Source organism: Luteimonas sp. RIT-PG2_3, assembly GCF_054902115.1.
On the sequence record NZ_JBUBPF010000005.1, the window covers coordinates 44,111 to 68,196 of the forward strand.

Here is a 24,086-nt window from a genome sequence, read left to right on the forward strand (position 1 = left end):
CGATATGGAGATATTTATGGATCTGGAAGCCTGGTCGTCCCGGCTCAAGGTGCTTGCCGACCCGACCCGCGTCCGCCTGCTGGCCCTGCTCGAGGGCGAGGAGCTGACGGTCGCGGAGCTGTCGTCGATCACCCGGCTGGCGCAGCCGCGGGTGTCCACCCACCTGGCCAAGCTGAAGGAAGCCGGACTGGTGCGCGACCGCCGGGCCGGCGTGTCGGCCTATTACCGCTTCGACCATGCCGCGCTCGACCCGGCACAACAGGCGCTGTGGCAGGCGCTCAGCACGGGTAGCGACGATCCCCTGCTGCGCCAGGATGCTGAACGCGTCGCCAGCGTGCTGGCCCTGCGCGCGGCCGACCAGAACTGGGCCGACTCGGTGGCCGGCGACATGGAACGCCACTACTCGCCGGGCCGGACCTGGGAGGCGCTGGCGCGTTCGGCGCTACCGCTGCTGGAAACCGGCGACGTGCTCGACATCGCCTCCGGCGACGGAGTTCTGGCCGAGCTGCTGGCCCCGCATGCCAACCGCTACGTCTGCGTCGACGCCAGCAAGCGCGTGGTCGCCGCCGCCGCCGAGCGGCTGAGCCGCTTCCGCAACGTCGAAGTCACCGAAGGCGACATGCATGCGCTGCCGTTCGATGCCGCCAGTTTCGACCTGGTGGTGCTGATGCATGCCCTGACCTACGCCAGCAAGCCGGCCAATGCCGTCGCCGAGGCCGCGCGCGTGCTGCGCCCGGGCGGGCGTCTGCTGCTGTCCAGCCTGGCCAGCCACGGCCACCAGTCGGTGGTCGAGGCCTACGGCCACGCCAACCTGGGCTTCAGCGAGAAGGAACTGCGCCGGTTCATTTCCCGCGCCGGCCTGGAGCTGCTGAATTCCGAGACCGTCACCCGCGAGAAGCGTCCGCCGCATTTCGAAGTGATCTCGTTGATCGCGAGGAAGCCATGACCACCCTGCCCTGGCTGCACCCCGAACGCGTCGCCAAGCTCGAAGCCGGCCTGGCCCGGCGCATCCTGATCATCGACGGCGCGATGGGCACGATGATCCAGCGCCATCGCCTGGAGGAAGAGGACTATCGCGGCACGCGCTTCGCGCAGGGCTTCGACTCCCTGCATGCCCATGACGATGGCCACGGCCCGGCCTGCGGCCACGACCTCAAGGGCAACAACGACCTGCTGCTGCTGAGCAACCCGGGCCTGATCGGCGCGATCCACGCCCAGTACCTCGATGCCGGCGCCGACCTGGTCGAGACCAACACCTTCAACGCCACCTCGGTCAGCCAGGCCGACTACCACCTCGAACACCTGGTCTACGAACTCAACAAGGCCGGCGCCGAAGTCGCGCGCGCGGCCTGCGACGCCGCCGAGGCGCTGACGCCCGACAAGCCGCGTTTCGTCATCGGCGTGCTCGGCCCGACCAGCCGCACCGCATCGATCAGCCCGGACGTCAACGACCCCGGTTTCCGCAACACCAGCTTCGACGAACTGCGCGGGACCTACCGCGAGGCCATCGAAGGCCTGATTGATGGCGGTGCCGACACGCTGATGGTCGAGACGATCTTCGACACGCTCAATGCCAAGGCCGCGCTGTACGCCATCGAGGAAGTCTTCGATGTGCGCGGCGGCCGCTTGCCGGTGATGATCTCAGGCACGATCACCGATGCCTCCGGGCGCACGCTGTCGGGCCAGACCGCCGAGGCCTTCTATGCCTCGGTCGCGCACGGGCGCCCGCTGTCGGTGGGCCTGAACTGCGCGCTCGGGGCGCGCGACCTGCGTCCGCACATCGAGACGCTGGCGACGATCGCCGACGGCCACGTCAGCGCGCATCCCAATGCCGGCCTGCCGAATGCCTTCGGCGAATACGACGAAACCCCGGAAGAGACTGCGGCGATGCTGCGCGAGTTCGCCGAGGCCGGCCTGCTGAACCTGGTCGGCGGCTGCTGCGGCACCACGCCCGAGCATATCCGCGCGATCGCCGATGCCGTCCGCGACATCGCGCCGCGTCGCCTGGCCGGCCCGTCGCGACTGGCCGCCTGATCATGTCCGGCCGCCCGCTCCGTCGCCTGACCCGCCCCGTCCTCCCGCCACGCGCGGCGCACGCCTGCGCCTGTGCCCGCCACGATCGACACGCCTCGCCATGACCGCTCCCGCCCCCGTCCGCCACTCGCGTCTGTCCGGCCTCGAGCCGCTGGTCATCACGCCCGACCTGCTGTTCGTCAACATCGGCGAACGCACCAACGTCACCGGCAGCGCGCAGTTCAAGAAGCTGATCAAGGAAGACCGCTACGAAGAAGCCGTCGAAGTCGCGCGCCAGCAGGTCGCCAGCGGCGCCCAGATCCTCGACGTCAACATGGACGAGGGGCTGATCGATTCCGAGAAGGCGATGACCCGCTTCCTCAACCTGATCATGTCCGAGCCCGACATCGCGCGGATCCCGGTGATGGTCGACTCGTCCAAGTGGACCGTCATCGAGGCCGGCCTGAAATGCCTGCAGGGCAAGAGCGTGGTCAACTCGATCTCGCTGAAGGAAGGCCAGGAGGCGTTCGTCGAGCAGGCGCGCAAGGTGCTGCGCTACGGCGCCGCCGCGGTGATCATGGCGTTCGACGAGGACGGCCAGGCCGACACCTGCGCCCGCAAGGTCGAGATCTGCACGCGCGCCTACCGGATCCTGACCGAAGAGGTGGGCTTCCCGCCCGAAGACATCATCTTCGATCCCAACATCTTCGCGGTCGCCACCGGCATCGAAGAGCACGACAACTACGCCGTCGATTTCATCGAGGCGACCCGGATCATCCGCCAGACCCTGCCGCACTGCCACGTCTCCGGCGGCGTCTCCAACGTCTCGTTCTCGTTCCGCGGCAACGAGACCGTGCGCCAGGCGATCCATTCGGTATTCCTGTACCACGCGATCCGCGCCGGCATGGACATGGGCATCGTCAACGCCGGTGCGATGCCGATCTACGACGAGCTCGATCCGGACCTGCGCGAACGCGTCGAGGACGTCATCCTCAACCGTCGCAAGGACGGCACCGAGCGCCTGCTCGAGATCGCCGAGAAGTACAAGGGCAAGAAGGGCGCGGCCCAGGTCGAAGATCTGGCCTGGCGCGAGAAGCCGGTCCGCGAGCGCCTGGCGCATGCGCTGGTGCATGGCCTGGACGCCTGGGTCGAAGCCGACACCGAGGAAGCGCGCGAACAGTCCAAGCGCCCGCTCGACGTCATCGAAGGCCCGCTGATGGACGGCATGAACATCGTCGGCGACCTGTTCGGCGCCGGCAAGATGTTCCTGCCGCAGGTGGTCAAGTCCGCGCGCGTGATGAAGAAGGCCGTGGCCTACCTGCTGCCCTTCATCGAGGCCGAGAAGCTGCGCACCGGCGACGTCGGCAAGAACAACGGCACCGTGGTCATGGCGACCGTCAAGGGCGACGTGCACGACATCGGCAAGAACATCGTCGGCGTGGTGCTGGCCTGCAACAACTTCGAGGTCATCGACCTCGGGGTCATGGTGCCGGCGCAGGTCATCCTGGACAAGGCGCGCGCGGTCAATGCCGACCTGATCGGCCTGTCCGGCCTGATCACGCCGTCGCTGGAGGAGATGAGCCACGTCGCGCGCGAGATGCAGCGCCAGGGCTTCACCACGCCGCTGCTGATCGGCGGCGCCACCACCTCGCGTGCGCATACCGCGCTGAAGATCGACCCGCATTACAAGTCGCCGACGGTCTGGGTCAAGGATGCCTCGCGCGCGGTCGGCGTGGCGCAGTCGCTGATCAGTGCCGACCTGCGCGGCCCGTTCATGGCCGCCAACGACGCCGACTACGCCGAGATCCGCACCCGCCATCGCAACCGTGGCGATGCCAAGCGGCTGGTGTCGCTGGAGAAGGCGCGCGCCCAGCGCTTCCAGGGCGACTGGGCGCACTACACGCCACCCACGCCGGCAAAGCCCGGCGTGACCGTGTTCGACGATTACCCGCTGCAGGAGCTGGTCGACGTCATCGACTGGACGCCGTTCTTCCAGGCCTGGGAACTGGCCGGCAAATACCCGGCGATCCTGACCGACGAGATCGTCGGTACCCAGGCCAGCGAGCTGTACCGCGATGCGCGCGCGATGCTGGCGCGCATCGTCGACGAGAAATGGCTGACCGCCAAAGCGGTATTCGGACTGTGGCCGGCCAATGCGGTCGGCGATGACGTCGAGGTCGACACGGGCAATGCGGACGGGCGGCCGGTGACCCTGCACTTCCTGCGCCAGCAGGTCGACAAGCCGGTCGAACGGCCGGATTTCTGCCTGGCCGACTTCATCGCGCCCCGGACCTCCGGCAAGCAGGACTGGATCGGTGCGTTTGCGGTCACCGCCGGCATCGGCATCGACCCGCACGTCGCGCGCTTCGAGGCCGACCACGACGACTACAACGCCATCCTGCTCAAGGCGCTCGCCGACCGCCTGGCCGAGGCCCTGGCCGAACGCCTGCACCAGCGCGTGCGCCGCGAGTTCTGGGGCTTCGCCGCGGACGAGGCGCTCGACAACGAGGCCCTGATCGACGAGCGCTACCAGGGCATCCGCCCGGCGCCCGGCTATCCGGCCTGCCCCGAGCACAGCGAAAAGCAGCGCCTGTTCGAGATGCTCGACGCCGGCAGGCATGCCGACATGACGCTGACCGAAAGCTACGCGATGCTGCCCACCGCGGCCGTCTCGGGCTACTACTTCAGCCACCCGCAGAGCCAGTACTTCGTGGTCGGGCGGGTGTCCAAGGAACAGGCCGCCGACTACGCGCGCCGCAAGGGCGTGGACCTGGTCCAGGCCGAGCGCTGGCTCGCCTCCAACCTCGACTACGATCCCGAGTGATCGTCGGCCAGGCCGGCATGCGCGCGCGACCTGCCGCGCATGCCGTTGCGTGCATGACGAGCACGCGCGCCGCGCCCGCACGCATGGCTTGCATCGGCGCCCGATTGCCCGCCCAATAGCCGCTTCAAGGCGGCCTCCGCACGAATCTGTTCACGATCTTGCTGCGCTTGCCGTCTGGCGCGCGTGCGGTGCTCGAAATGCTCATGTACTTGCACGTACACTGCGCGTTCTGCGCTCCGCCAAACGCCACCTGGCTGCGCTCGCGACAGATCGTGAACAGATTCTAAGACCGCCTCGGCGCCAGGACCCGGACAAGACGCATGGATGCCGCCGATGGCATAAGCAATGCCAGCTTCATCGCCAGACACGCCGCGCCGGGCCGGATCGGGCTGTGCGGCGGCCGCGACTGGATCAACAAGCTGATCCGCAAGGCACAGGCGCCATTGACCGGCGATGGCCACCGCAGCCTCTGGTCGCACGCCTTCATGTTCAGCGAAACGCGCATCGACGGCCACTGGTGGGTGCTCGAATCCGACCTGGACCTGCGTTACCGGCAGATCCGGCTGGGCGTCCAGGAGAACCGCGTCGACCGTTACTTCGACGAGGCGCTGTTCCCGAACATCGCGATCCTCGATTTCGGGCTCGACGACGCCCAGGTGCGCGCGGCCCGGATCGCCGGGCTCGACCTGCTGTCGGGGCTGTCAAGCTACTCGCTGACCGAACTCGTCGGCACCCTGCTGGCGATGCACAGCCAGCGCCTGCGCCAACGCGAGAATCTGTTGTCGAAGGAAGGCGCGCTGTACTGCTCGGCGATGGTGCAGCACTGCTACGCCGCTGCCGGCGTCGACTTCATCCCCGGCGTGCACGGCAAGAACATCACGCCGCACGACATCCACCAGTCCGTGGTGCCGCACCAGACGCATTCGCTGATCCGCGACCTCGGCATCTCGCGGCTGCGCCGGATCGCGCATCGCGTCGACGGCCTGCTCGACCTGGCCGCCGACCGCCTGCCCTGACGCCCGCACGATGACCCGCTCCCCCGCCCACGATCACGCCGTGGTGCCGTTCGCGCGGCTCTCGAGCTTCTACCTGTGCTACTACGCGGCGCTCGGCGCGTTCACGCCGTACTGGAGCCTGTACCTGCAGTCGCGCGGGCTCGAGGTCGGCGCGATCAGCATCCTGATGAGCCTGTGGTACGCCACCCGGATCGTCGCGCCCAGTACCTGGACCACGCTGGCCTCGCGTTCGGCGACGCCGATCCGCTGGCTGCAGGGCGGCTGCCTGCTCGCGCTGTTGAGCTTCTCGGCATTCCTGCTGCCGCTCGAGTTCGTCGGCCTGTTCGTCGCGATGACCGCGTTCTGCTTCTTCTACAACGCGGTGATGCCGCAGTTCGAATCGATCACGCTGTCGCACCTGGCCGCACGCGCCGAGCGCTACGGCACGATCCGGGTCTGGGGTTCGGTCGGCTTCATCGTCGTGGTCGTCGTCTACGGCAAGCTGATCGACCGCCTCGGCGCCGGCATGCTGCCCTGGCTGATGCTGCCGTTGTTCGTGGCGATGCTGGGCTCGGCCCTGTGCAACCAGTACGCGCGGCCACCGGTTGGCGGCGTCGATGCCAGCGCGCCCAGCTTTTCGGCGACGATGCGCCGCCCGCCGGTGATCGCCTTCCTGGTCGCGGCGTTCCTGATGCAGGTCTCGTTCGGCCCGTACTACACGTTCTTCGCGATCTACCTCAACGAGCACGGCTATCCGCCCAGCATCCAGGGCTGGCTGTGGGCCATCGGCGTCGGCGTCGAGGTCGGCGTGCTGTTCCTGTCGGCGCGCATCTTCCGCCGCTTCGACGCCCGCGCGGTGTTGACGCTGGCGATCCTGAGCGCGGCGCTGCGCTGGTGGGTCACCGCCCTGTTCGTCGACAACCTCGCGATCCTGATGCTGGCGCAGGCCACGCATGCGCTGAGTTTCGGCGCGTTCTTCGCCGCCGGCATGCAGTTGCTGGCGCGGTTCTTCCCCGGGCCGATGAACGGTCACGGCCAGGGCGTGTTCTATGGCCTGGCATCGGGCTGCGGCGGCGTGCTCGGCGCGCTGCTGGCGGGCCTGGCCTGGCAGTCCAGCGGCCGCGTCGCGTTCGCGATCTCCGGATTCATCGCGCTGGCTGGCGCCTTCATTGCGTGGCGCTGGCTGTTGCGCGCGCCGCAGGACGCGCGCATCGCCCGATCGCTGCCCTGAGCCTGTCGCTGCCCTGAGCCCACCGATGCTCTGGCTCTGAGTCCGCCGATACGCTGCGCCTGTTGCGCAATGACGCAACCGCGGCTACGCCCCCTCGATACCGACGGCTCACATCGCCTGCAACCGCGACTGGGTATGCTGGGCAACGGTCCAGAAGAGGAAGCACGATGCCCCCACATCGACACCCTGCCCCGCCGCGCGCGCCACGCCATCCGCAGCGCGACGTGTACACGTCGCGCGTGCCCTGGACGCGCATGCTGATGCTGGGTGCCGCCGCACTGACGCTCGGCGCCTGCCAGCGGGCCTCGGATGCCACGCCGGTGGACAGCGCCGACAAGGCATCGACGGCGGCCCCCACGGCATCGACCATCGTTATCGAACACGCGCGCATCTTCGACGGCAGCCGCGATCTCGGCGAACAGACCCTGGTCGTCCGTGATGACCGCATCGTCCATGTCGGCGATGCCGCACCCGCCTCCCTGACCGCCGGTGCGCGCAGGATCGATTATTCCGGGCGCCACCTGATGCCGGGTCTGGTCAGCAACCACTCGCATGTCGCCAATACCGATGGCCTCGAACACGGCGACCGTTTCTACACGCGCGACAACGTCATCCGCGACCTGCGCCAATTCCAGGCCTACGGCATCACCACGGTGACTGCGCTGGGCATGAATGGGCGCGACTTCATCGCGATCCGCGACGAGGTGCGCGAGGACCCGACCCTGGGCGCGCAGTTGTATGGCGCCGCCGGCGGCATCGGCGCGCCGGGTGGCGCACCCCCCGCGCAGATCATGGGGCTCGAACACGATCCGGTGCTGCGGCCTGCCGATGCCGGACAAGCGCGCGAGGCCGTGCGCATGCAGGCCGATGCCGGCGTCGACCTGATCAAGCTCTGGGTCGACGACCTCGGCGGACGCTTCCCGATGATGACGCCCGAGATCTACCGCGCAGCGATCACCGAGGCGCATGCGCGCGGGCTGAAAGTCGCCGCGCACCTGCATGACCTCGCGCAGGCCGAAGACCTGGTGGCCAGCGGCCTGGACATCATCGGCCATGGCGTCCGCGACGTGCCGGTCAGCGACACGCTGGTCGCCGCGATGGCGCGGGCCGGCACCTGGTACGTGCCGACGGTCCACATCGACGAGGCCAACTACGTCTACGCCGAACATCCGCAGTGGCTCGACGATCCTTTCCTACGCAAGGCATTGCCGCCTGCGGTGCTGGCGCAATGGTCGGACCCGGCCTGGCGCACCAGGCAGCTGCAGGGCGCCAACATCGCGGCCTCGCGCAAGGCCGTCACGGTCAACCTGGCCAACCTGCGGACCCTGCACGCGGGCGGCATCCGCATCGGCTTCGGCACCGACTCCGGCGCGATGCCCCAGCGCGTCGTGGGCTTCGCCGAACACCGCGAACTGGAGCTGATGACACAGGCCGGTTTCACGCCCGCGCAGGCCCTCAGCGCGGCCACGCGCGACGCCGCCACGCTGCTGGGGCTCGACGATCGCGGTACGATCGCCGTCGGCAAGCGTGCGGACTTCGTGGTGCTCGATGCCGATCCCACGGCCGACATCCGCAACTCGCGCCGGATCCACGCGGTCTGGCAGGCGGGTCGTGAAGTGGCCGGTGCGATGGCGGCGTCGACAGCGACCGCAGCGGCGCCGTCAGTTCCGGACGCGTCCGCCCTCCCGCCGGCCACCGCGGACGCGGCGCAGCGCAGCGCTGAGGCTGCACGCGGGCAAGCTGCTATCGGTGGGCCTGCGAGCTGAGCGGATCGCCTACCAGACCAGGTCGTCGGGGACCTGGTACTGCGGATCGGCGTATTCGTCCGCGACCGGTGCATCGGGATCCACGCGCAAGGCGACGGCGGGCGCGAAGATCGCCTCGGCCTCGGCCAGCACCGCCGCGGTGACCAGCAGATAACGTCCGTTGTGCTGGACCACGCCGAGCACACCGGCGTTGAGGTCCTTCAACTGCGCCTCGTTGACGTGGATGCGCTTGATCTTGCCGCCGTATTCGAAGTGGCGGGCGATATCGGCATCGGCCAGGTTCAGCGACTTGTCCTTCAGGAATTCCGCCAGCTTCTCGCGGGCTTCGCGGCGCAGGCGCGCCTCTTCCTGCTTGCGGCGCTCGGCCTCGATGCGCTCGTCCTTCTCGCGCTGCGCACGGATCGCATACGCCTTGGCCAGGTCGATGTCGCCGCCCTTGCGCGGATCGCGCGCAGGCGGCCGCGGCCGTTGGCCCTCGCGCCCAGCTTCGCCCTGGCGCTGGCCTTGCCGCGGCCCGCCACCGGGACGTTGATCCCTGGCGGCCGGACGCTGCCCGCCGGGCGTCGCCTGAGCACCCGGCTTGGCGTTCGCGCCGCGCGGGTCGGGCCTGCGATCGGGCTGCCTGCCGGACTTGTGTTCGGGTCGTCGCGGCGGGTCGGGCTTCCGCTCGGGTCGCGGGGCCGGTTTGAAGCCCAGCCCAAGCAACTGGTCGCGCAATGAGTCAGTCATGGATCATCAGTAATGCGGAGGGGGTGGTTCCTGCGAAGGATCCGGGAACATCTCGCCGCGCACCTGTTTCATGTCGTCCAGGGTGCGGCGCAGCAGCTCGGACGTACGCACATGCTCGAGCCGGGTCTGCGACAACGCATCGTTGAGCTCTGCCAACGCATGCTCCTGGAATGCCAGGCGCGTTTCAAGCTCGACGATGCGTGCTTCCAGCTCGTTCATGCCGGGGCATCCATCAATGGCGCATCAGCGAACGGCCGCGACCGATGCCGTAATAGGCGAGCCCGGCCATTTCCATTTCGTCGGGTTCGTACAGGTTGCGGCCGTCGAAGACCACGCGGTCGGCCAGCGATTCGTGCAGCATCGCCAGATTGGGGCTGCGGAACTGCTTCCACTCGGTGATCACGAACAGCGCCTCGGCCCCTTGCAGGGCATCGTTGGCGCGTTCGCACAGGACCAGGTCGTCGCGCTCGCCAAAGATCCGCCGGGTCTCGTGCATCGCCTCGGGATCGAACGCGCGCACCACCGCCCCGGCGGCCCACAGCTGCTCGAGCAGGCGCCGGCTCGATGCCGCGCGCATGTCGTCGGTATTGGGCTTGAACGACAGCCCCCACAGCGCGACGGTCTTGCCGCGCAGCGCCTCGGCACCGCCGTAGTGGCGCAGCGCCAGCTCGTACAGGTGGCCCTTCTGGCGCTCGTTGACGGTCTCGACGGCGTTGAGCAGGGTCGGCTCGCAATCATTCTGCGCCGCGGTCCGCGCCAGTGCCTGCACGTCCTTGGGAAAACAGGACCCCCCGTAACCGGCACCGGGATAAATGAAGTGCCAGCCGATGCGCGGATCCGAACCGATGCCCTGGCGCACCATCTCGATATCAGCGCCGACGCGCTCGGCGATGTTCGCGATCTCGTTCATGAAGCTGATCTTGGTCGCCAGCATCGCGTTGGCCGCGTACTTGGTCAGCTCGGCCGAACGCACGTCCATCGTCACGATGCGGTCGTGGTTGCGGTTGAACGGCGCGTACAGGCGACGCAACCGCTCCACGGCATCGGCGTTGCGGCTGCCGATGACGATGCGGTCCGGGCGCATGCAGTCCTCGACCGCGGCGCCCTCCTTCAGGAACTCCGGGTTGGACACCACCTCGAACGCCAGCGACTGGCCACGCGCCTTCAGCTCGGCCGCGATCGCCGCCTGCACCTTGTCCGCGGTACCGACCGGCACCGTGGACTTGTTGACGATGATCGAAGGACGCTGCAGGTGCTGGCCGATCGTACGCGCGACCGCCAGCACGTACTGGAGATCGGCGCTGCCATCCTCATCGGGCGGCGTTCCCACCGCGATGAACAGGATCTCGGCGGTGCCGATGGCCTTGGCGGCGTCGGTCGTGAACGACAGGCGCCCGGCCTCGTGGTTGGCCAGCACCATCGGCTCCAGCCCCGGCTCGAAGATCGGGATGCGACCGGCATTGAGTCCATCGACCTTGGCCTGATCGATGTCCACGCAGACCACGTCGTGCCCCACTTCGGCCAGGCAGGTGCCGGTGACCAGCCCCACGTAACCCGTTCCGAAAATCGTTACCTGCATGCACCCGCTCCTTCAAGCCGTCCGTGGACCATGTGTTCGTCCCTGATGGGATGATCAGGGCGTCTTGACGATGTCGAGCAATTCGACTTCGAACACCAACGTGGTATTCGGGCCGATGGGGCCACCGGGCGTGCCGGCTTCGCCGTAACCCAACTCGCCGGGCACCCACAACTTGTACTTGCTGCCGACCGGCATCAGCTGCAGGCCTTCCTGCCAGCCGGGTACGACCTGCGCCAGCGCGAACTGGACCGGCTCGTTGCGATCGTAGGAGCTGTCGAAGGTTTCGCCGTTGAGCAGCGTGCCCTTGTAGTGCACGCGCACGGTGTCGGTCGCGGCCGGCTTGGCGCCCTTGCCTTCGGTCAGCACCTGGTACTGCAGGCCCGACGCGGTGGTCTTGACCTCGGGCTTCTTGCCGTTCTCGGCCAGGAACGCCTTGCCTTCCTCGGCATTCTTGGTGCGCTGCGATGCCAGCTCGGTCTGCTGCTTGGCCTGCATGCGCTCGCCGAAGGCCTGCATGACCTGCATCGCCTCGGCTTCGTCCAGCGGCTTGGACTTGCCGTCGACGGTCGCGCGCACGGTCTTGATCAGGGTGTCGAAATCGACGTCGTCCTTGATCGGCTTCAGCGACTCGCCGATTTGGGTGCCGATCACATACGCCACCTTCTCCTGCTCGGTCTTCAGCGCGCCAAGCGCGGACTTCTCGGCGGCCGCCTCTGCCGGCTTCTCCTCGCCATCGACCGGCTTGCCGGTGTCCTTGTCGAGCGGCTTGCAGGCCAGCAACGAAACACTGATGGCGACCGCGAGCAGCGCGATCGAAGGGGTGCGCAGGGACATCTTCATGGTTGGGGCTCCGGGAACAAGGGAAAACGGGTCAGGGGTTCAGTGCAAGATGGATCAGAGCAAGACGGATCGGGGAGACAGGCCGCGACGGAACGCGACCAGGATGATTCAGAGGATCTCGAGCAGTTCGACCTCGAACACCAGCACCGAGTTCGGGCCGATGGTCGGCGGGCTGCCGTTCTGGCCGTAGCCCAGTTCGCTGGGAATCCAGAAGCGGTACTTGGCGCCCACCGGCATCAGGGTCAGGCCTTCGGTCCAGCCTGCGATGACCTGGCCAAGGCCGAACTCCGCGGGCTGGTTGCGCTGCACCGAACTGTCGAACACGGTGCCGTCGAGCAGGGTACCGTGGTAATGCACGCGCACGCGGCTGGTCGGGATCGGCCGGGCGCCGGTGCCATTGGTCAGCACCGAGTACTGCAGCCCCGACGCGGTGCTGAACACGCCCTTCTTGGTCTTGTTGGCGGCCAGGAAGTCGATGCCGACCTGGCGGTTGGCCTGCGCGGCCTCGGCGACCTTGGCCTGCCGGCGCTGCGCATACGCGGCGGCGACCGTCTTGGTGTCTTCCTCGCTGAGCAGCGGCGTGCTCTTGTCGACGACGGCCCGGAAGCCCTGCAGCACCACTGGCAGGTCGATGTCGTCGGCGATGCCGCGCAACGACATGCCGATGTTGGCGCCCAGCATCAGGCCGACCTTGTCGCGCGCGACCTCGGGCGGCATCGAACCCGGCGCCAGTCCAGGCACCTGGCGTCCACTGCGGGCCGCAGCGCGCTGGCTCAGCACCGGCGAGATCGCGGTCGCGTCCTGCTCGCTGATCAGCGGCGGCTTGCCGTCCATCGCGTTGCGGATCGCGCGCTCGAACGTGGTCATGTCGATATCGGGCGCCGCGGCCTCGAGCGATCGCGCCACGTCCATGCCGACCATGTAGCTGACCTTGTCGCGGTCCGTCGCCAGGCTCGTGCGTTGCTGGGCGACGACGTCGCCGGCCACGCACAGGAACGCCACGCATATCAACGCGGCTGCGCCGCGCACCATCGGGTTCATCCGGATCACTCTCCTGCCAGGCCTGGGGCCACCGCGGCGGCCAAGCCCGTTATTGTCGCGGCGGGCGCGGCAGTGAGCAATGTCCGTCGTTCATGCGCGCGTCGGCTTGGACCCGGCCTGCCGCCCATCGCCGCCCGGCCTGCGTGCCACGCGACACCGGCGTGGGCGCGCCGGCCGTCGATCAGGCCGCCTGTCGATCGGTGCAGCGGTGGATCGGGCGCCCGATCGTGCGGTTCAGCGTGCCGGACGGGGCGCCGCCAGCGCGCGCTCGATCGCCTGCACCAGTTCCGGCGCATCCGGGGTCGTGCGGCTGCCCCAGTTGGCGATGACCTTGCCATCGCGACCGATCAGGTACTTGTGGAAGTTCCATTTCGGCGCTTCGCCGGTGGCCGCCAGCAGATCGCGATACAGCGGCGTCGCGTTGTCGCCGACGACATGCACCTTCTCGAACATCGGGAAACGCACGCCATAGGTCAGCGTGCAGAATTCCTGGATCTCCTTCTCGTCGGTGAATTCCTGCTCGCGGAAATCGCCGGAAGGAAAGCCCAGCACTGCAAAGCCCTGCTTGCCGTAGCGCGAATGCAGGGCCTCGAGGCCTTCGAACTGGGGCGTGAATCCGCACTTGCTCGCGGTGTTGACCACCAGCAGCACATCGCCGGCATAGGCCTGTTTCAGGTTGACCACCTGCTTGCCCGCCAGCGGCCGGAAGCTGCGGTCGAGCAGATCCTGCGCCGGAGACACCGTCGGCAGCGCTGCGAGGACGACAGCCAGAACAGCGCAAATCACTGATTTCACTTGGATTCTCCTGAAATAAGGGGGCCCTGCTTCCCCCCTGCCATCAGTTGGGTCAGGCGGATGCACAAAGGCGTTGACACCTACTGTTTAGGTGTTATAGTTACATACAACACCTACTGACCAACGCAGGATGTTCGCATGAACCGCAAACTCCACAACACGATAGCGGCTTTCTCGGTCACCGGCGTGATGTTCTTCGTCGGCCTGATGGCCGCGCAACCGATCCTCCCGATGGTCGATGCCAACGGCGAATCCGGCACCGCGGACAGCGTGACGTTCACGCCTGCCCACCTGCCGATCCAGGTCACGGTCCGCGACCCCGCCGCCGTCAACGCCCGCGTCCAGTCCCGGGTCGAGCGTTTCGAGGACGAGGTCGCCAAGGCCGGCTCGACCAGCCAGGCGATCGCCCTGACCGCAGGCTTCATCGCCACCGTCGCCGTCGACGCCGCGGTGGCCGGCGCGCTGCTAGAAGCACGCCAGTCCGACACCGACGCCGAAGAAGCCAAGGCCTCGGCCAGGGCCTCGGCGGCCGCCCGCGCACGCGCGGTCCGCAGCAGCATCGCGGTCCCCTACTTCTCTTTTGCACGCGGATCACAGCGCGGTGCCCGGAGCTGAGCCCATGGTCAATATCCAGTGGAGCGATGGCGCTCCCATCTATCGTCAACTGAAGGAAAGGGTGATCGCGATGATGCTCGATGGCGTCCTCAAACCCGGCGATGCCCTGCCGTCCGTGCGCCAGGTGGCCGCCGATTACCAACTCAATCCCATCACCGTCTCGCGGGCCTACCAGGAACTGGCCGACGAGGCACTTGTCGAGAAAAGAAGGGGCCTTGGCATGTTCGTGACCGATGAAGCGTCGAAGAAGCTGCTCTCCAACGAGCGCGAGCGCTTCCTCAAGGAAGAGTGGCCGATGGTCATCGAGCGCATCCAGCGCCTGGGCCTGTCCGCTAACGAGTTGCTGGGACCGGTCAAGCAGGGAGGTGTGTCATGACCCCGGTCGTCGAGATTCCGCAGGTCGTCAATGCCCGCGGCCTGCGCAAGGTCTACAAGAACAAGGTCGCCCTCGACGGCACCAGCTTCGGCATCGAGCCGGGCCGGATCGTCGGCCTGATCGGCCCCAACGGCGCTGGCAAGACCACCGTGCTGAAGGCGGTCCTGGGACTGATCCCGTTCGAAGGCGACCTCAAGGTGCTGGAACGCGATCCGCGTACCGAACGCGACGCGCTGATGAACGATGTCTGCTTTATCGCCGATGTCGCGGTGCTGCCGCGCTGGATGCGGGTCAAGGATGCGATCGACTTCGTCGCCGGCGTGCATCCACGCTTCAACCGCGCCAAGTGCGAGCGTTTCCTCGCCAATACCCAGCTCAAGCCCGGGCAGCGCGTGCGCGAAATGTCCAAGGGCATGATCGTGCAGCTGCACCTGGCCCTGGTCATGGCGATCGACGCCCGCCTGCTGGTGCTCGACGAGCCCACGCTTGGCCTGGACATCCTGTACCGCAAGCAGTTCTACCAGCGCCTCCTCGAGGATTACTTCGACGAGCAGAAGACGATCATCATCACCACCCACCAGGTCGAGGAGATCGAGCACATCCTGACCGACGTGCTGTTCATCCGCGACGGCAAGATCGCACTCGACGCCACCATGGACCAGCTGGGCGAGCGCTTCGTCGAAGTGCTGGTCAATGCCGACCAGACCGATGCCGCGCGCAGCCTCAACCCCATCGACGAACGCGCCCTGCCCTTCGGCAAGACCGTGATGCTGTTCGATGGCGTTTCGCACTCCGCGGTCTCGGGATATGGAGAGACCCGCACACCCGGCCTGGCCGACCTGTTCGTCGCGACGATGAAAGGAACCTACGCATGAACACTTCCTCCAACGGCGCGTCCTTCGGCGACGACGCCGCGGCACCGGTCGCCTCGCAGGCCGCCACGATCCACAAGACCCATCGCTTCCGCCTGCTGCTGCAACGCGAATTCTGGGAACACAAGGGTGGTTTCCTGTGGGCGCCGCTCGTCGCCGGCGGCATCTCGCTGCTGCTGACGTTGATGGTGATCGTCATCGGCGTGATCGCGATGCGCAAGGCGATCGGCAGCGGCGAGATCAAGCTCGACGACAACATCACCATCAACGGCCTGGACCTGGGCGCGCTGGTCAACCAGCTCAAGCCCGAGGACATGGCCCAGCTCTCCGACGGCATCAACCTGAGCGTGATGTCGGCTTCGATCTGGCCCTTCATCGTGCTGGTGTTCGTGATGTTCTTCTATTGCCTGGGCGCCCTGTTCGACGAGCGCAAGGACCGCAGCGTGCTGTTCTGGAAGTCGCTGCCGGTCTCCGATACCGAGACCGTACTGTCCAAGGTCGCAAGTGCAGTGCTGGTGGCGCCGTTGCTGGCCACGCTGGCCTCCGTGCTGACCATGTTCTGCTTCCTGGTGCTGATCAGCGTGGTCGTGCTGGTGCATGGCGGCAACCCGTTCACCCTGCTGTGGGCCAACAGCCATCCGCTGACGCTGGCCGCGCAGTATCTGATGGCGATCCCGGTCTATGCCCTGTGGGCGATGCCGACCGTCGGCTGGCTGCTGATGTGCTCGGCCTGGGCCAAGAGCAAGCCCTTCCTGTGGGCGGTGATGATCCCGGTGTTCGCCGGCATCTTCGTGGCCTGGTTCCAGGTGATGGGCGTGTTCGACCTCGACAGCTGGTGGTTCTGGAAGAACATCGTGCTGCGCCTGCTCGGCAGCGTGGTGCCGATCACCTGGATGGATATCGACCACATGCAGCAGGCGGGCCTGGAAACGCCCGGTGCGCTCCGCGATCTGGTCCATCCCGCCAACGTCTACCGCAACCTGACCAGCCCGGACCTGTGGATCGGCGTGGCCGCCGGCGCGGCGATGATCTTCGCCGCCATCCGCCTCCGCCGCTGGCGCGACGAGGGGTGAGCGAACGCGCTTGGTCGATGCCCTATCGGCATCGACCGCGTTCGCGAACGCCCGGCCATGGGTGAGGTTGTGGCGCCTGCGAAGCACTGCTTCGCGCCACAGACGAACGCACCGCGCGCTGCGCGGGGCTGGGCGGCCGGGCCGGACCATCCGAAGCCGGTACTCCCACGCCAGGAACGGCATCGCACAATGATCCCGGCGCGGCAAATGTCGGCACTGCCGCGCGGCGTCTAGAACACCAAGCCATGAATGGTTCGGCCAGACCATCCGAACCCGGCCACACCGCACCACCGCCCGCATCGCGACAGGATCCAGGCACAGTAAACCGCAGTTCCGCAGCGCAACCCCCGACAGCCCCAGCACCGCCCCATCCCAAGGATCCGGCCATGCACCGCAACCCTCGCGCGCTCATCGGCATGCTCCCCACCCTCCTGCTCTGCGCCGCACTGGCCACGCCCGCCTTCGCCCAGGACGCCCCCAGCTCTGGAGACAACGCACGCAATGCAAGCGCCCAGGCCTTCCAGGACCACATCGCCTATGTCGCGACGTTCGCGATGCTTCGCCTGATCGAAGCCTGCGCCGCGATGGACCCGGATTACCTGCCCCGGGCCGCCAGTGCCTACTTCCGCTTCGTCAACACGCACCAGGACGCGATCGAACGCGGACGCCTGCTGACGCTGTCGGTGCTGGCCGCCGACGACACCCTGCCGTCATACCGCGACCGCGTGCTGGCATCGCGCCTCGGACCGTTCGAATCGGGTACTGCCGAGCGCCGCCAGGCCATGTGCGGCGGCGCGCTGGCGATGCTGACCGGGGAACGCGTCCCGACCGGCGAATGGCCTCCCGCCGATTGAGGAGCGAGGGCCTTGCGGCCCGGCCTGCATCGCGGTTGCGGCGGCGTCCGTTGAACGCTCCCGCGTTTAAACCCTGCCGCCACCAGCGGCATCGAACCCCTGGATTGCCACCGATGAAGGAACCCCTATGACACGCATGTCCCTGCTCCTCTCCCCGCTGCTGTTGCTGGTCGCCGGCACCGCCCTCGCCGACGAAAAGCAATGCGCGCATTCCGCGCCGAAGTCGCTGCAACTCGACTACACCGGTGTCCGCACCGTCGCGTTCTCGATCGGCGGCAACAAGCTCAAGCTCGATGCTGCGCCCGGCGCGCGCGCTACCGTGGCGGGACGCGCCTGCGCATCCAGCGCCAACCTGCTGGACCAGCTGGTCCTGAGCCAGGAAAAGCGCGGCGACAAGCTCATCGTCACCGCCGCACGCACCAACGCCACCAGCTCGTGGTTCGGCAACAACTACGCCTACATGACGCTCAACGCCACGGTCCCCGCCAATGTCGCGGTCGAGATGTCGGTCGGCTCCGGCGACACCTGGATCACCGGCATCGCGTCGCTGCATGCGACCGTCGGCTCGGGCGACCTCGAAGCCAGCCGCATCCGCGGCGCCGCCAGCGTCAGCGTCGGCTCCGGCGATGCCAGCTTCAACGATGTCGGCAGCCTTGATGTGCGCTCGGTGGGATCGGGCGATGTCAACGCCAGCAACGTACGCGGCGCGGTCAAGGTGGGCAGCATCGGTTCGGGCGATTTCGAGCTCGATGGCGCTGCCGGCAACGTCGACATCGCCTCGATCGGGTCCGGCGACGCCGATCTCAAGCGCGTCACCGGCCACGTCACCCTGGGCTCGGTCGGATCCGGCGACTTCAGCGTCGACGGCGTGTCCGGCAACCTGACCGTACGTTCGTCGGGCAGCGGTTCGATCCACCACAATGGCGTCAAGGGCACGGTTGACATTCCACGCAAGCGCTGACTGATCAGGCACGGGCTGATGCGCACCGCCTGGCCGCACAGTCAACGATCAGGCGTTGACGCGGCAGGGACTGAGGGGCAACGCGGCGGCCGTGCCGCAATGCCAGCACGACACCCGCCACGGGCACGACCAGCACACCGGCGTCATCGGCCCCGTATCCAGCACCCTCTCCCCGCTCGGGGAGAGGGCGCGATTCAAGCGTCAGCCGCCGCCAACGCCGCCACCGGCCTGGATGCCGCCGCGCGTCAGCGCCGCCGGATCGAGCAGCTTCTTCAGTTCCGCAGCCTCCAGGCCGCTGTCTTCCAGTGCGATGTCCAGCACCGGACGGTTCTCCTTGTAGGCGCGCTTGGCGATCGCCGCGGCCTTTTCATAACCGATCACCGGATTCAACGCGGTCACCAGGATCGGGTTGCGATCCAGCGCGGCACTGATGTTGTCCTTGCGTACCTGCAGCCCGGCGATCGCGCTGTCGGCGAGCAGGCGCGACACGTTGGACAGCAACTGGATCGACTCCAGCAGGTTGGCCGCGATCAGCGGCAGCGTGACGTTCAACTGGAAGTTGCCGGTCTGCCCGGCCACCGTAATCGCGGTGTGGTGCCCGATCACCTGCGCGGCCACCATCACCGTGGCTTCCGGGATCACCGGATTGACCTTGCCCGGCATGATCGAACTGCCCGGCTGCAGTGCCGGCAGCTCGATCTCGCCCAGTCCGGCCAGCGGACCGGCATTCATCCAGCGCAGGTCGTTGGCGATCTTCATCAGTGCGACCGCGAGCGTATTGAGATGCCCCGACAGCTCGACGGCATCGTCCTGGGTGGCGATGCCCTCGAACTTGTCCTGCGCCGAATCGAACGTGGTACGGGTCAGCGTCGATAGCGCGCGGCTGACCTTCTTGCCGAACTGCGGATGCGCGTTGATGCCGGTCCCGATCGCGGTGCCGCCGATCGGCAGCCTGCGCAGGCGCTTGAGGCCATCGCTGATGCGCTGCTCGGCCGATGCCAGCTGCGACGACCAGGCACCGAACTCCTGGCCGAACGTCAGCGGCATCGCATCCATCAGATGGGTGCGTCCGGTCTTGACGACCTTGTCCAGCGACTTCGCGCGCTTGTCGATCGTGCGCCGCAGGTGCTTGAGCGCCGGCAGCAGATCCTCGACCACGGCCAGTTGCGCCGAGACGCGGATCGCGGTCGGCACCACGTCGTTCGAGCTCTGGCCCAGGTTGACGTGGTCGTTGGGATGGATGCGGCGGGTCTTGGTGGAGGCCAGCGTGGCGATGACCTCGTTGGCATTCATGTTCGACGAGGTGCCCGAGCCGGTCTGGTAGATGTCGATCGGGAACTGCAGGTCATGGACGCCGTCGGCCACCTTCAGCGCGGCGGCATGGATCGCCTGGGCGCTGGCGGCGGGCAGCAGCCCGAGATCGGCGTTGACCGACGCGGCCGCGGCCTTGATCAGGCCCAGTGCGCGGATGAAGCCGCGCGGCATCGGCCTGCCGGAGATCGGGAAATTCTGCACCGCCCGCTGGGTCTGGGCGCCCCAGAGCGCTTCGCTGGGGACCTGCAGCTCGCCCATGCTGTCGTGTTCGGTGCGGAAGGCGGGGGATGACGCAGACTTGCTCATGGATCATGGCTCCGTGGGAAAGGTTTCACGGCTGGCGAAGTCGCTGGCTGACACCGCCAAGGATACGCGAGCCACGAAGTCGCGATCCGCAGCCCGTCGCGCTGATCTCCCGGCGATCCACACCTCATGGCCGCTAGGGCCTAAAATGGTCGGCCCCGCCTGATGCCCCCGACCCCGCCCATGTCCGACGCCGCCCTGCTTGCCCTGTCCCCGCTCGATGGCCGCTATGCCGGCAAGGTCGATGCCCTGCGCCCGATCTTCTCCGAGTACGGACTGATCCGCGCGCGCGTCAAGGTCGAGATCGAGTGGCTGCTCGCACTGGCCGCGGAACCGGGCATCGCCGAACTGGCACCGTTCGACGCCGCACAGCAGGCCACGCTGCAGGCCCTGGCCGAGGATTTTTCGGTCGCCGACGCGGCCCGCGTCAAGGCTATCGAGCGCACCACCAATCATGACGTCAAGGCGGTCGAGTACTTCATCAAGGAGAAGCTCAAGGACGACGCGACGCTGGCACCGGCGCTGGAGTTCGTGCATTTCGCCTGCACCAGCGAGGACATCAACAACCTGTCTTACGCGCTGATGCTCAGCCAGGCGCGCCAGCAGGTGCTGCTGCCGTCGCTGGACAGCCTGATCCAGTCGCTGAAGGCGCTGGCCCATGCCCATGCCGGACTGCCGATGCTGTCGCGCACCCATGGCCAGACCGCCTCGCCGACCACCGTCGGCAAGGAAATCGCCAACGTCGTCGCGCGCCTGCAGCGCCAGGGCGAGCAACTGGCCGCCGTGGCCCTGACCGGCAAGATCAACGGCGCGGTCGGCAACTACAACGCGCACGTGGTGTCCTACCCGGACGTCGACTGGCCGGCGTTCGCCCGGCACTTCGTCGAATCGCTGGGCATCGAGTTCAACCCCTACACCACCCAGATCGAACCGCATGACTGCGTTGCTGAAATCAGCGACGTGCAGAAGCGCATCAATACGATCGGCCTGGACCTGTGCCGCGACATCTGGGGCTACATCTCGCTGGGCTATTTCAAGCAGGCGCTGAAGGACGGCGAAGTGGGCAGCTCGACGATGCCGCACAAGGTCAACCCGATCGACTTCGAGAACGCAGAGGGCAACTTCGGCATCGCCAATGCGCTGTTCGAGCATTTCGCCGCCAAGCTGCCGGTCAGCCGCTGGCAGCGCGACCTGACCGACTCGACCGTGCTGCGCGCGCTCGGCACCGCGTTCGGCCATACCCTGATCAGCCTCGATGCGCTGCAGCGCGGCCTCGGCAAGCTCAGCGTCAACCCGGTACGGCTGGCCGAAGACCTCGACGCGTCCTGGGAAGTGCTGGCCGAAGCCGTGCAGACCGTGATGCGTCGCCATGGCCTGCCCAACCCCTACGAGCAGCTCAAGGCCCTGACCCGCGGCCAGGGCATCACCGCCGACTCGATGCAGGCGTTCGTCGAGACGCTGGACCTGCCCGAGACCGACAAGCAGCGCCTGCGCGACCTGCTGCCGGGCGGCTATGTCGGACTGGCGGCCACGCTGGCGCGCGCGATCTGAGTGCGCCGGCCCGGGCTGACGGTGTGGGCCCGACGGTATTGGCATGATGGCCTGAGTCCGGTGCACCGACGCCGCCCACCGATGCGCCCCACCTCGCCAACCATGCAACCGCTCCTCAACATCGACGTCCCCGACCTGGCCCGCGCCGAACGCTTCTATTGCGACGCGTTCGGCCTGCGTCCGGGACGACGACTCGGCGAGCAGGCGCTGGAACTGCTCGGCGCCGCGGTGCCGATCTACCTGCTCGAACAGGCCCCCGGTCGCCAGGCGGCCGGCCCAGCCGGCAGCACGACCGGGCTGCGCGACTACCAGCGACACCGGATGCCGATGCATTGCGACCTCGTCGTCGATGACCTCGAGCAGGCACTGGCGCGAGCGATCGCGGCCGGCGCGCAGGCCGAAGGCGACATCCGCGACGAGGCCTGGGGCCGGATCGTGCAGATGGCCGACCCGTTCGGCCATGGCTGGTGCCTGCTGTCGTTCACTGCCGCCGGTTACGACGCGATCGCCCTTCCTCCGCATTGATGCCGATCAGTGTCGGCCGCACTCCCTTCTTGTAGGCTGCCCCGCATGAAAACCCTCCCGTTCGAAATCGACGCCACTGCCCACCTGCCGCTGGGCTTGCCGCCGGCGAACTTCCTGCGCGATTACTGGCAGAAGCGCCCGCTGCTGATCCGCAACGCCTTCCCGGGCTTCGTCTCGCCAATCAGCCCCGAGGACCTGGCCGGCCTGTCGTGCGAGGACGGCACGCTGGGACGGCTGATCGCGCACGACCGCGGCAGCGATGCATGGAGCGTCAGCCAGGGGCCTTTCGCCGAAGACATCTTCCCGGGACTGGGCGACCGCGACTGGACGCTGCTGGTGCAGGACGTCGACAAGTGGGATGCCGATGTCGCCGCGTTGCTGCGCCATTTCGCGTTCCTGCCGCGCTGGCGCATGGACGACATCATGATCAGCTTCGCCGCGACCGGTGGCTCGGTCGGCGCCCATATCGACCAGTACGACGTCTTCCTGCTGCAGGGCCAGGGCCAGCGCCGCTGGCAGATCGATGCCTCGGCTGCGATGGGCCGTGGCGAACCGTCGATCGGGTTCCGCAACGACGTCGAGCTCAAGCTGTTGAGCCAGTTCACGCCGACCCACGAATGGGTCCTCGATCCGGGCGACATGCTGTACCTGCCGCCGGGCGTCCCGCACCACGGCATCGCCGAGAACCCCTGCCTGACGTTCTCGTTCGGCATGCGCGCCCCGTCCGCCGCCGAACTGATGGGCGACTACATCGACACCCTCGCCGCCGAGGCCGACGACGCCATCCGTTATGCCGACCCCGACCTGGTGCCGGCCCGCGACAGCAACGAGATCGATGCCGCGGCGATGGAGCGCGTGGTCCAGGCCCTGAACGTGCTGCGCATGAACGACCCAGACCGCCTCGGCGACTGGTTCGGCCGCTTCATCACCGTCTACCGCAGCGCCGGGTTCGCGACGCCGGGCGAAGAATGCCGGTCGCGCATCGAAGTCGAATGGGACCTGCAGCAGCCCGATGTCGTGCTGCAGCGGCATCCATTCTCGCGCATGGCCTGGCGCCGTGCGGCCAAGGGCGCGCGCTTGTATGTCTCGGGACAGGACTATCCACTGTCGGCGCGCGATGCGCAGAAGATCGCGGCCCTCGACCAGCTCGATGGCCCGGTCTACGCCAGCCTGTCCGCCGCCGGTCGCGACGTCGTGATCGCGCTGTACGAGCGCGGCCACTATCAATTGCACCTCGACGCCGACGATGCCGGCGACACGGACGACGACGCCGGCTGAGCCGCCACGACGGGAACGCCGCAATGGGAGGGTCGATGATGGAAGAGATGGCAGGACCACGACGGGTGGTCGATCACGCCCAGGCGCTCGAGGCCAGCCTCACGGTCGTTGCCGGTGCGCGTCGCCAGGTGTGGATCCGCAGCGCAGCGCTCGATCCCGGCCTGTTCGACAGCCCGGCCTTCATCGAAGCGATGCGCGGTTTCGCCACCGGCCGCCCTGGCCGGGAGGTCTGGATCCTGCTGCACGATGCCGCCAGCGTCGAACGTGCGCAGGCACCGCTGCTGGCGCTGGCACAGCGCCTGCCCAGCATCTTCACGCTCCGCGAGGTCGTCGAGGCCGGTGATCGCGGCGATACCAGCGCTTGCATCGTCAACGACGCTGGCGACTACTACCGGCGTCCGCTGTCACAGCGGCTGGAGGGTGAGGCCGGCAGCGATCTGCGAGCCCGCGCGCAGCGCCTGATCGCCGCATTCGCGCCGGTCTGGGAACGTTCACGTCCCTGCACCGAGTTCCGGGCGCTGGGCCTGTGAGGCCAGCGACACCGCGTCCGT

General features: G+C 67.7%; 23 protein-coding genes. 16 read left to right on the plus strand and 7 right to left on the minus strand.

The genetic code is table 11. The features are described 5' to 3' along the window. Nucleotides 1-16: 16 nt before the first annotated feature. From ACYX7E_RS09270 to ACYX7E_RS09295, 6 genes are all read left to right on the plus strand, one after another. Nucleotides 17-946: an ArsR/SmtB family transcription factor gene (locus ACYX7E_RS09270; protein WP_462080296.1), complete on the plus strand. Its 930-nt coding sequence runs from the start codon at nt 17-19 to the stop codon at nt 944-946. Beyond that, nucleotides 943-2,034: a homocysteine S-methyltransferase family protein gene (locus tag ACYX7E_RS09275; protein WP_462080297.1), complete on the plus strand. Its 1,092-nt coding sequence runs from the start codon at nt 943-945 to the stop codon at nt 2,032-2,034. The genes ACYX7E_RS09270 and ACYX7E_RS09275 overlap by 4 nt, the downstream gene beginning before the upstream one ends. 100 nt (nt 2,035-2,134) lie before the next feature. Then, nucleotides 2,135-4,837, plus strand: a complete 2,703-nt coding sequence (gene metH, locus ACYX7E_RS09280) for a methionine synthase (RefSeq protein WP_462080298.1) — start codon at nt 2,135-2,137, stop codon at nt 4,835-4,837. A 320-nt stretch (nt 4,838-5,157) separates the two neighbouring features. After that, nucleotides 5,158-5,853: a hypothetical protein gene (locus ACYX7E_RS09285; protein ID WP_462080299.1), complete on the plus strand. Its 696-nt coding sequence runs from the start codon at nt 5,158-5,160 to the stop codon at nt 5,851-5,853. 10 nt (nt 5,854-5,863) lie between these two features. Further along, complete coding sequence (locus ACYX7E_RS09290) at nt 5,864-7,063, plus strand: MFS transporter (RefSeq protein WP_462080300.1); 1,200 nt, start codon at nt 5,864-5,866, stop codon at nt 7,061-7,063. A 167-nt stretch (nt 7,064-7,230) separates the two neighbouring features. Next, nucleotides 7,231-8,829, plus strand: a complete 1,599-nt coding sequence (locus ACYX7E_RS09295; RefSeq protein ID WP_462080301.1) for an amidohydrolase family protein — start codon at nt 7,231-7,233, stop codon at nt 8,827-8,829. Nucleotides 8,830-8,838: 9 nt separating this feature from the next. On the opposite strand, the gene ACYX7E_RS09300 is transcribed toward ACYX7E_RS09295, so the two are convergent. The 6 genes from ACYX7E_RS09300 to ACYX7E_RS09325 all read right to left on the minus strand — a co-directional run bounded on the left by ACYX7E_RS09300 (nt 8,839) and on the right by ACYX7E_RS09325 (nt 13,804). Beyond that, on the minus strand, nt 8,839-9,558 hold the full coding sequence (locus ACYX7E_RS09300) for a DUF2058 domain-containing protein (protein ID WP_462080302.1): 720 nt from the start codon (nt 9,556-9,558) through the stop codon (nt 8,839-8,841). Between the two features lie 6 nt (nt 9,559-9,564). Continuing rightward, nucleotides 9,565-9,777 carry a SlyX family protein gene (locus ACYX7E_RS09305; protein WP_462080303.1) on the minus strand — a complete coding sequence of 71 codons (213 nt, stop codon included), beginning with the start codon at nt 9,775-9,777 and terminating at the stop codon, nt 9,565-9,567. 13 nt (nt 9,778-9,790) lie between these two features. Then, a complete protein-coding gene (locus tag ACYX7E_RS09310; RefSeq protein WP_462080304.1) occupies nt 9,791-11,137 on the minus strand; it encodes a UDP-glucose dehydrogenase family protein in 1,347 nt (448 codons plus the stop codon). Between the two features lie 54 nt (nt 11,138-11,191). Further along, the gene (locus ACYX7E_RS09315; RefSeq protein WP_462080305.1) at nt 11,192-11,977 is read right to left on the minus strand and encodes an FKBP-type peptidyl-prolyl cis-trans isomerase; all 786 of its coding nucleotides are present in this window, start codon (nt 11,975-11,977) and stop codon (nt 11,192-11,194) included. A 108-nt stretch (nt 11,978-12,085) separates the two neighbouring features. Then, nucleotides 12,086-13,018: an FKBP-type peptidyl-prolyl cis-trans isomerase N-terminal domain-containing protein gene (locus ACYX7E_RS09320; protein WP_462080306.1), complete on the minus strand. Its 933-nt coding sequence runs from the start codon at nt 13,016-13,018 to the stop codon at nt 12,086-12,088. A gap of 234 nt (nt 13,019-13,252) precedes the next feature. Then, the gene (locus ACYX7E_RS09325; RefSeq protein ID WP_462080631.1) at nt 13,253-13,804 is read right to left on the minus strand and encodes a glutathione peroxidase; all 552 of its coding nucleotides are present in this window, start codon (nt 13,802-13,804) and stop codon (nt 13,253-13,255) included. 147 nt (nt 13,805-13,951) lie between these two features. On the opposite strand from ACYX7E_RS09325, the gene ACYX7E_RS09330 reads away from it, so the two are divergent. From ACYX7E_RS09330 to ACYX7E_RS09355, 6 genes are all read left to right on the plus strand, one after another. Further along, nucleotides 13,952-14,428, plus strand: a complete 477-nt coding sequence (locus ACYX7E_RS09330; protein WP_462080307.1) for a hypothetical protein — start codon at nt 13,952-13,954, stop codon at nt 14,426-14,428. A 4-nt stretch (nt 14,429-14,432) separates the two neighbouring features. Continuing rightward, complete coding sequence (locus ACYX7E_RS09335) at nt 14,433-14,804, plus strand: GntR family transcriptional regulator (RefSeq protein ID WP_462080308.1); 372 nt, start codon at nt 14,433-14,435, stop codon at nt 14,802-14,804. After that, complete coding sequence (locus ACYX7E_RS09340; protein WP_462080309.1) at nt 14,801-15,679, plus strand: ABC transporter ATP-binding protein; 879 nt, start codon at nt 14,801-14,803, stop codon at nt 15,677-15,679. The genes ACYX7E_RS09335 and ACYX7E_RS09340 overlap by 4 nt, the downstream gene beginning before the upstream one ends. Continuing rightward, entirely contained in the window at nt 15,676-16,749 is a 1,074-nt protein-coding gene (locus ACYX7E_RS09345; protein WP_462080310.1) for a hypothetical protein, read from the plus strand. Before ACYX7E_RS09340 ends, ACYX7E_RS09345 begins: the two co-directional genes overlap by 4 nt. A gap of 386 nt (nt 16,750-17,135) precedes the next feature. Beyond that, entirely contained in the window at nt 17,136-17,603 is a 468-nt protein-coding gene (locus ACYX7E_RS09350; protein WP_462080311.1) for a hypothetical protein, read from the plus strand. Between the two features lie 136 nt (nt 17,604-17,739). Beyond that, nucleotides 17,740-18,564: a GIN domain-containing protein gene (locus tag ACYX7E_RS09355; protein WP_462080312.1), complete on the plus strand. Its 825-nt coding sequence runs from the start codon at nt 17,740-17,742 to the stop codon at nt 18,562-18,564. Between the two features lie 201 nt (nt 18,565-18,765). On the opposite strand, the gene ACYX7E_RS09360 is transcribed toward ACYX7E_RS09355, so the two are convergent. After that, nucleotides 18,766-20,184 (minus strand): class II fumarate hydratase, encoded by a 1,419-nt coding sequence (locus tag ACYX7E_RS09360; RefSeq protein ID WP_462080313.1) that lies wholly within the window; start codon nt 20,182-20,184, stop codon nt 18,766-18,768. Nucleotides 20,185-20,364: 180 nt separating this feature from the next. On the opposite strand from ACYX7E_RS09360, the gene purB reads away from it, so the two are divergent. The 4 genes from purB to ACYX7E_RS09380 all read left to right on the plus strand — a co-directional run bounded on the left by purB (nt 20,365) and on the right by ACYX7E_RS09380 (nt 24,065). Beyond that, nucleotides 20,365-21,732, plus strand: a complete 1,368-nt coding sequence (gene purB / locus ACYX7E_RS09365) for an adenylosuccinate lyase (protein ID WP_462080314.1) — start codon at nt 20,365-20,367, stop codon at nt 21,730-21,732. Nucleotides 21,733-21,834: 102 nt separating this feature from the next. Further along, nucleotides 21,835-22,257 carry a VOC family protein gene (locus ACYX7E_RS09370; RefSeq protein WP_462080315.1) on the plus strand — a complete coding sequence of 141 codons (423 nt, stop codon included), beginning with the start codon at nt 21,835-21,837 and terminating at the stop codon, nt 22,255-22,257. Nucleotides 22,258-22,302: 45 nt separating this feature from the next. Further along, on the plus strand, nt 22,303-23,535 hold the full coding sequence (locus ACYX7E_RS09375; protein ID WP_462080316.1) for a JmjC domain-containing protein: 1,233 nt from the start codon (nt 22,303-22,305) through the stop codon (nt 23,533-23,535). 38 nt (nt 23,536-23,573) lie between these two features. Beyond that, nucleotides 23,574-24,065, plus strand: a complete 492-nt coding sequence (locus ACYX7E_RS09380) for a DUF7931 domain-containing protein (protein WP_462080317.1) — start codon at nt 23,574-23,576, stop codon at nt 24,063-24,065. Nucleotides 24,066-24,086 lie beyond the last annotated feature (21 nt).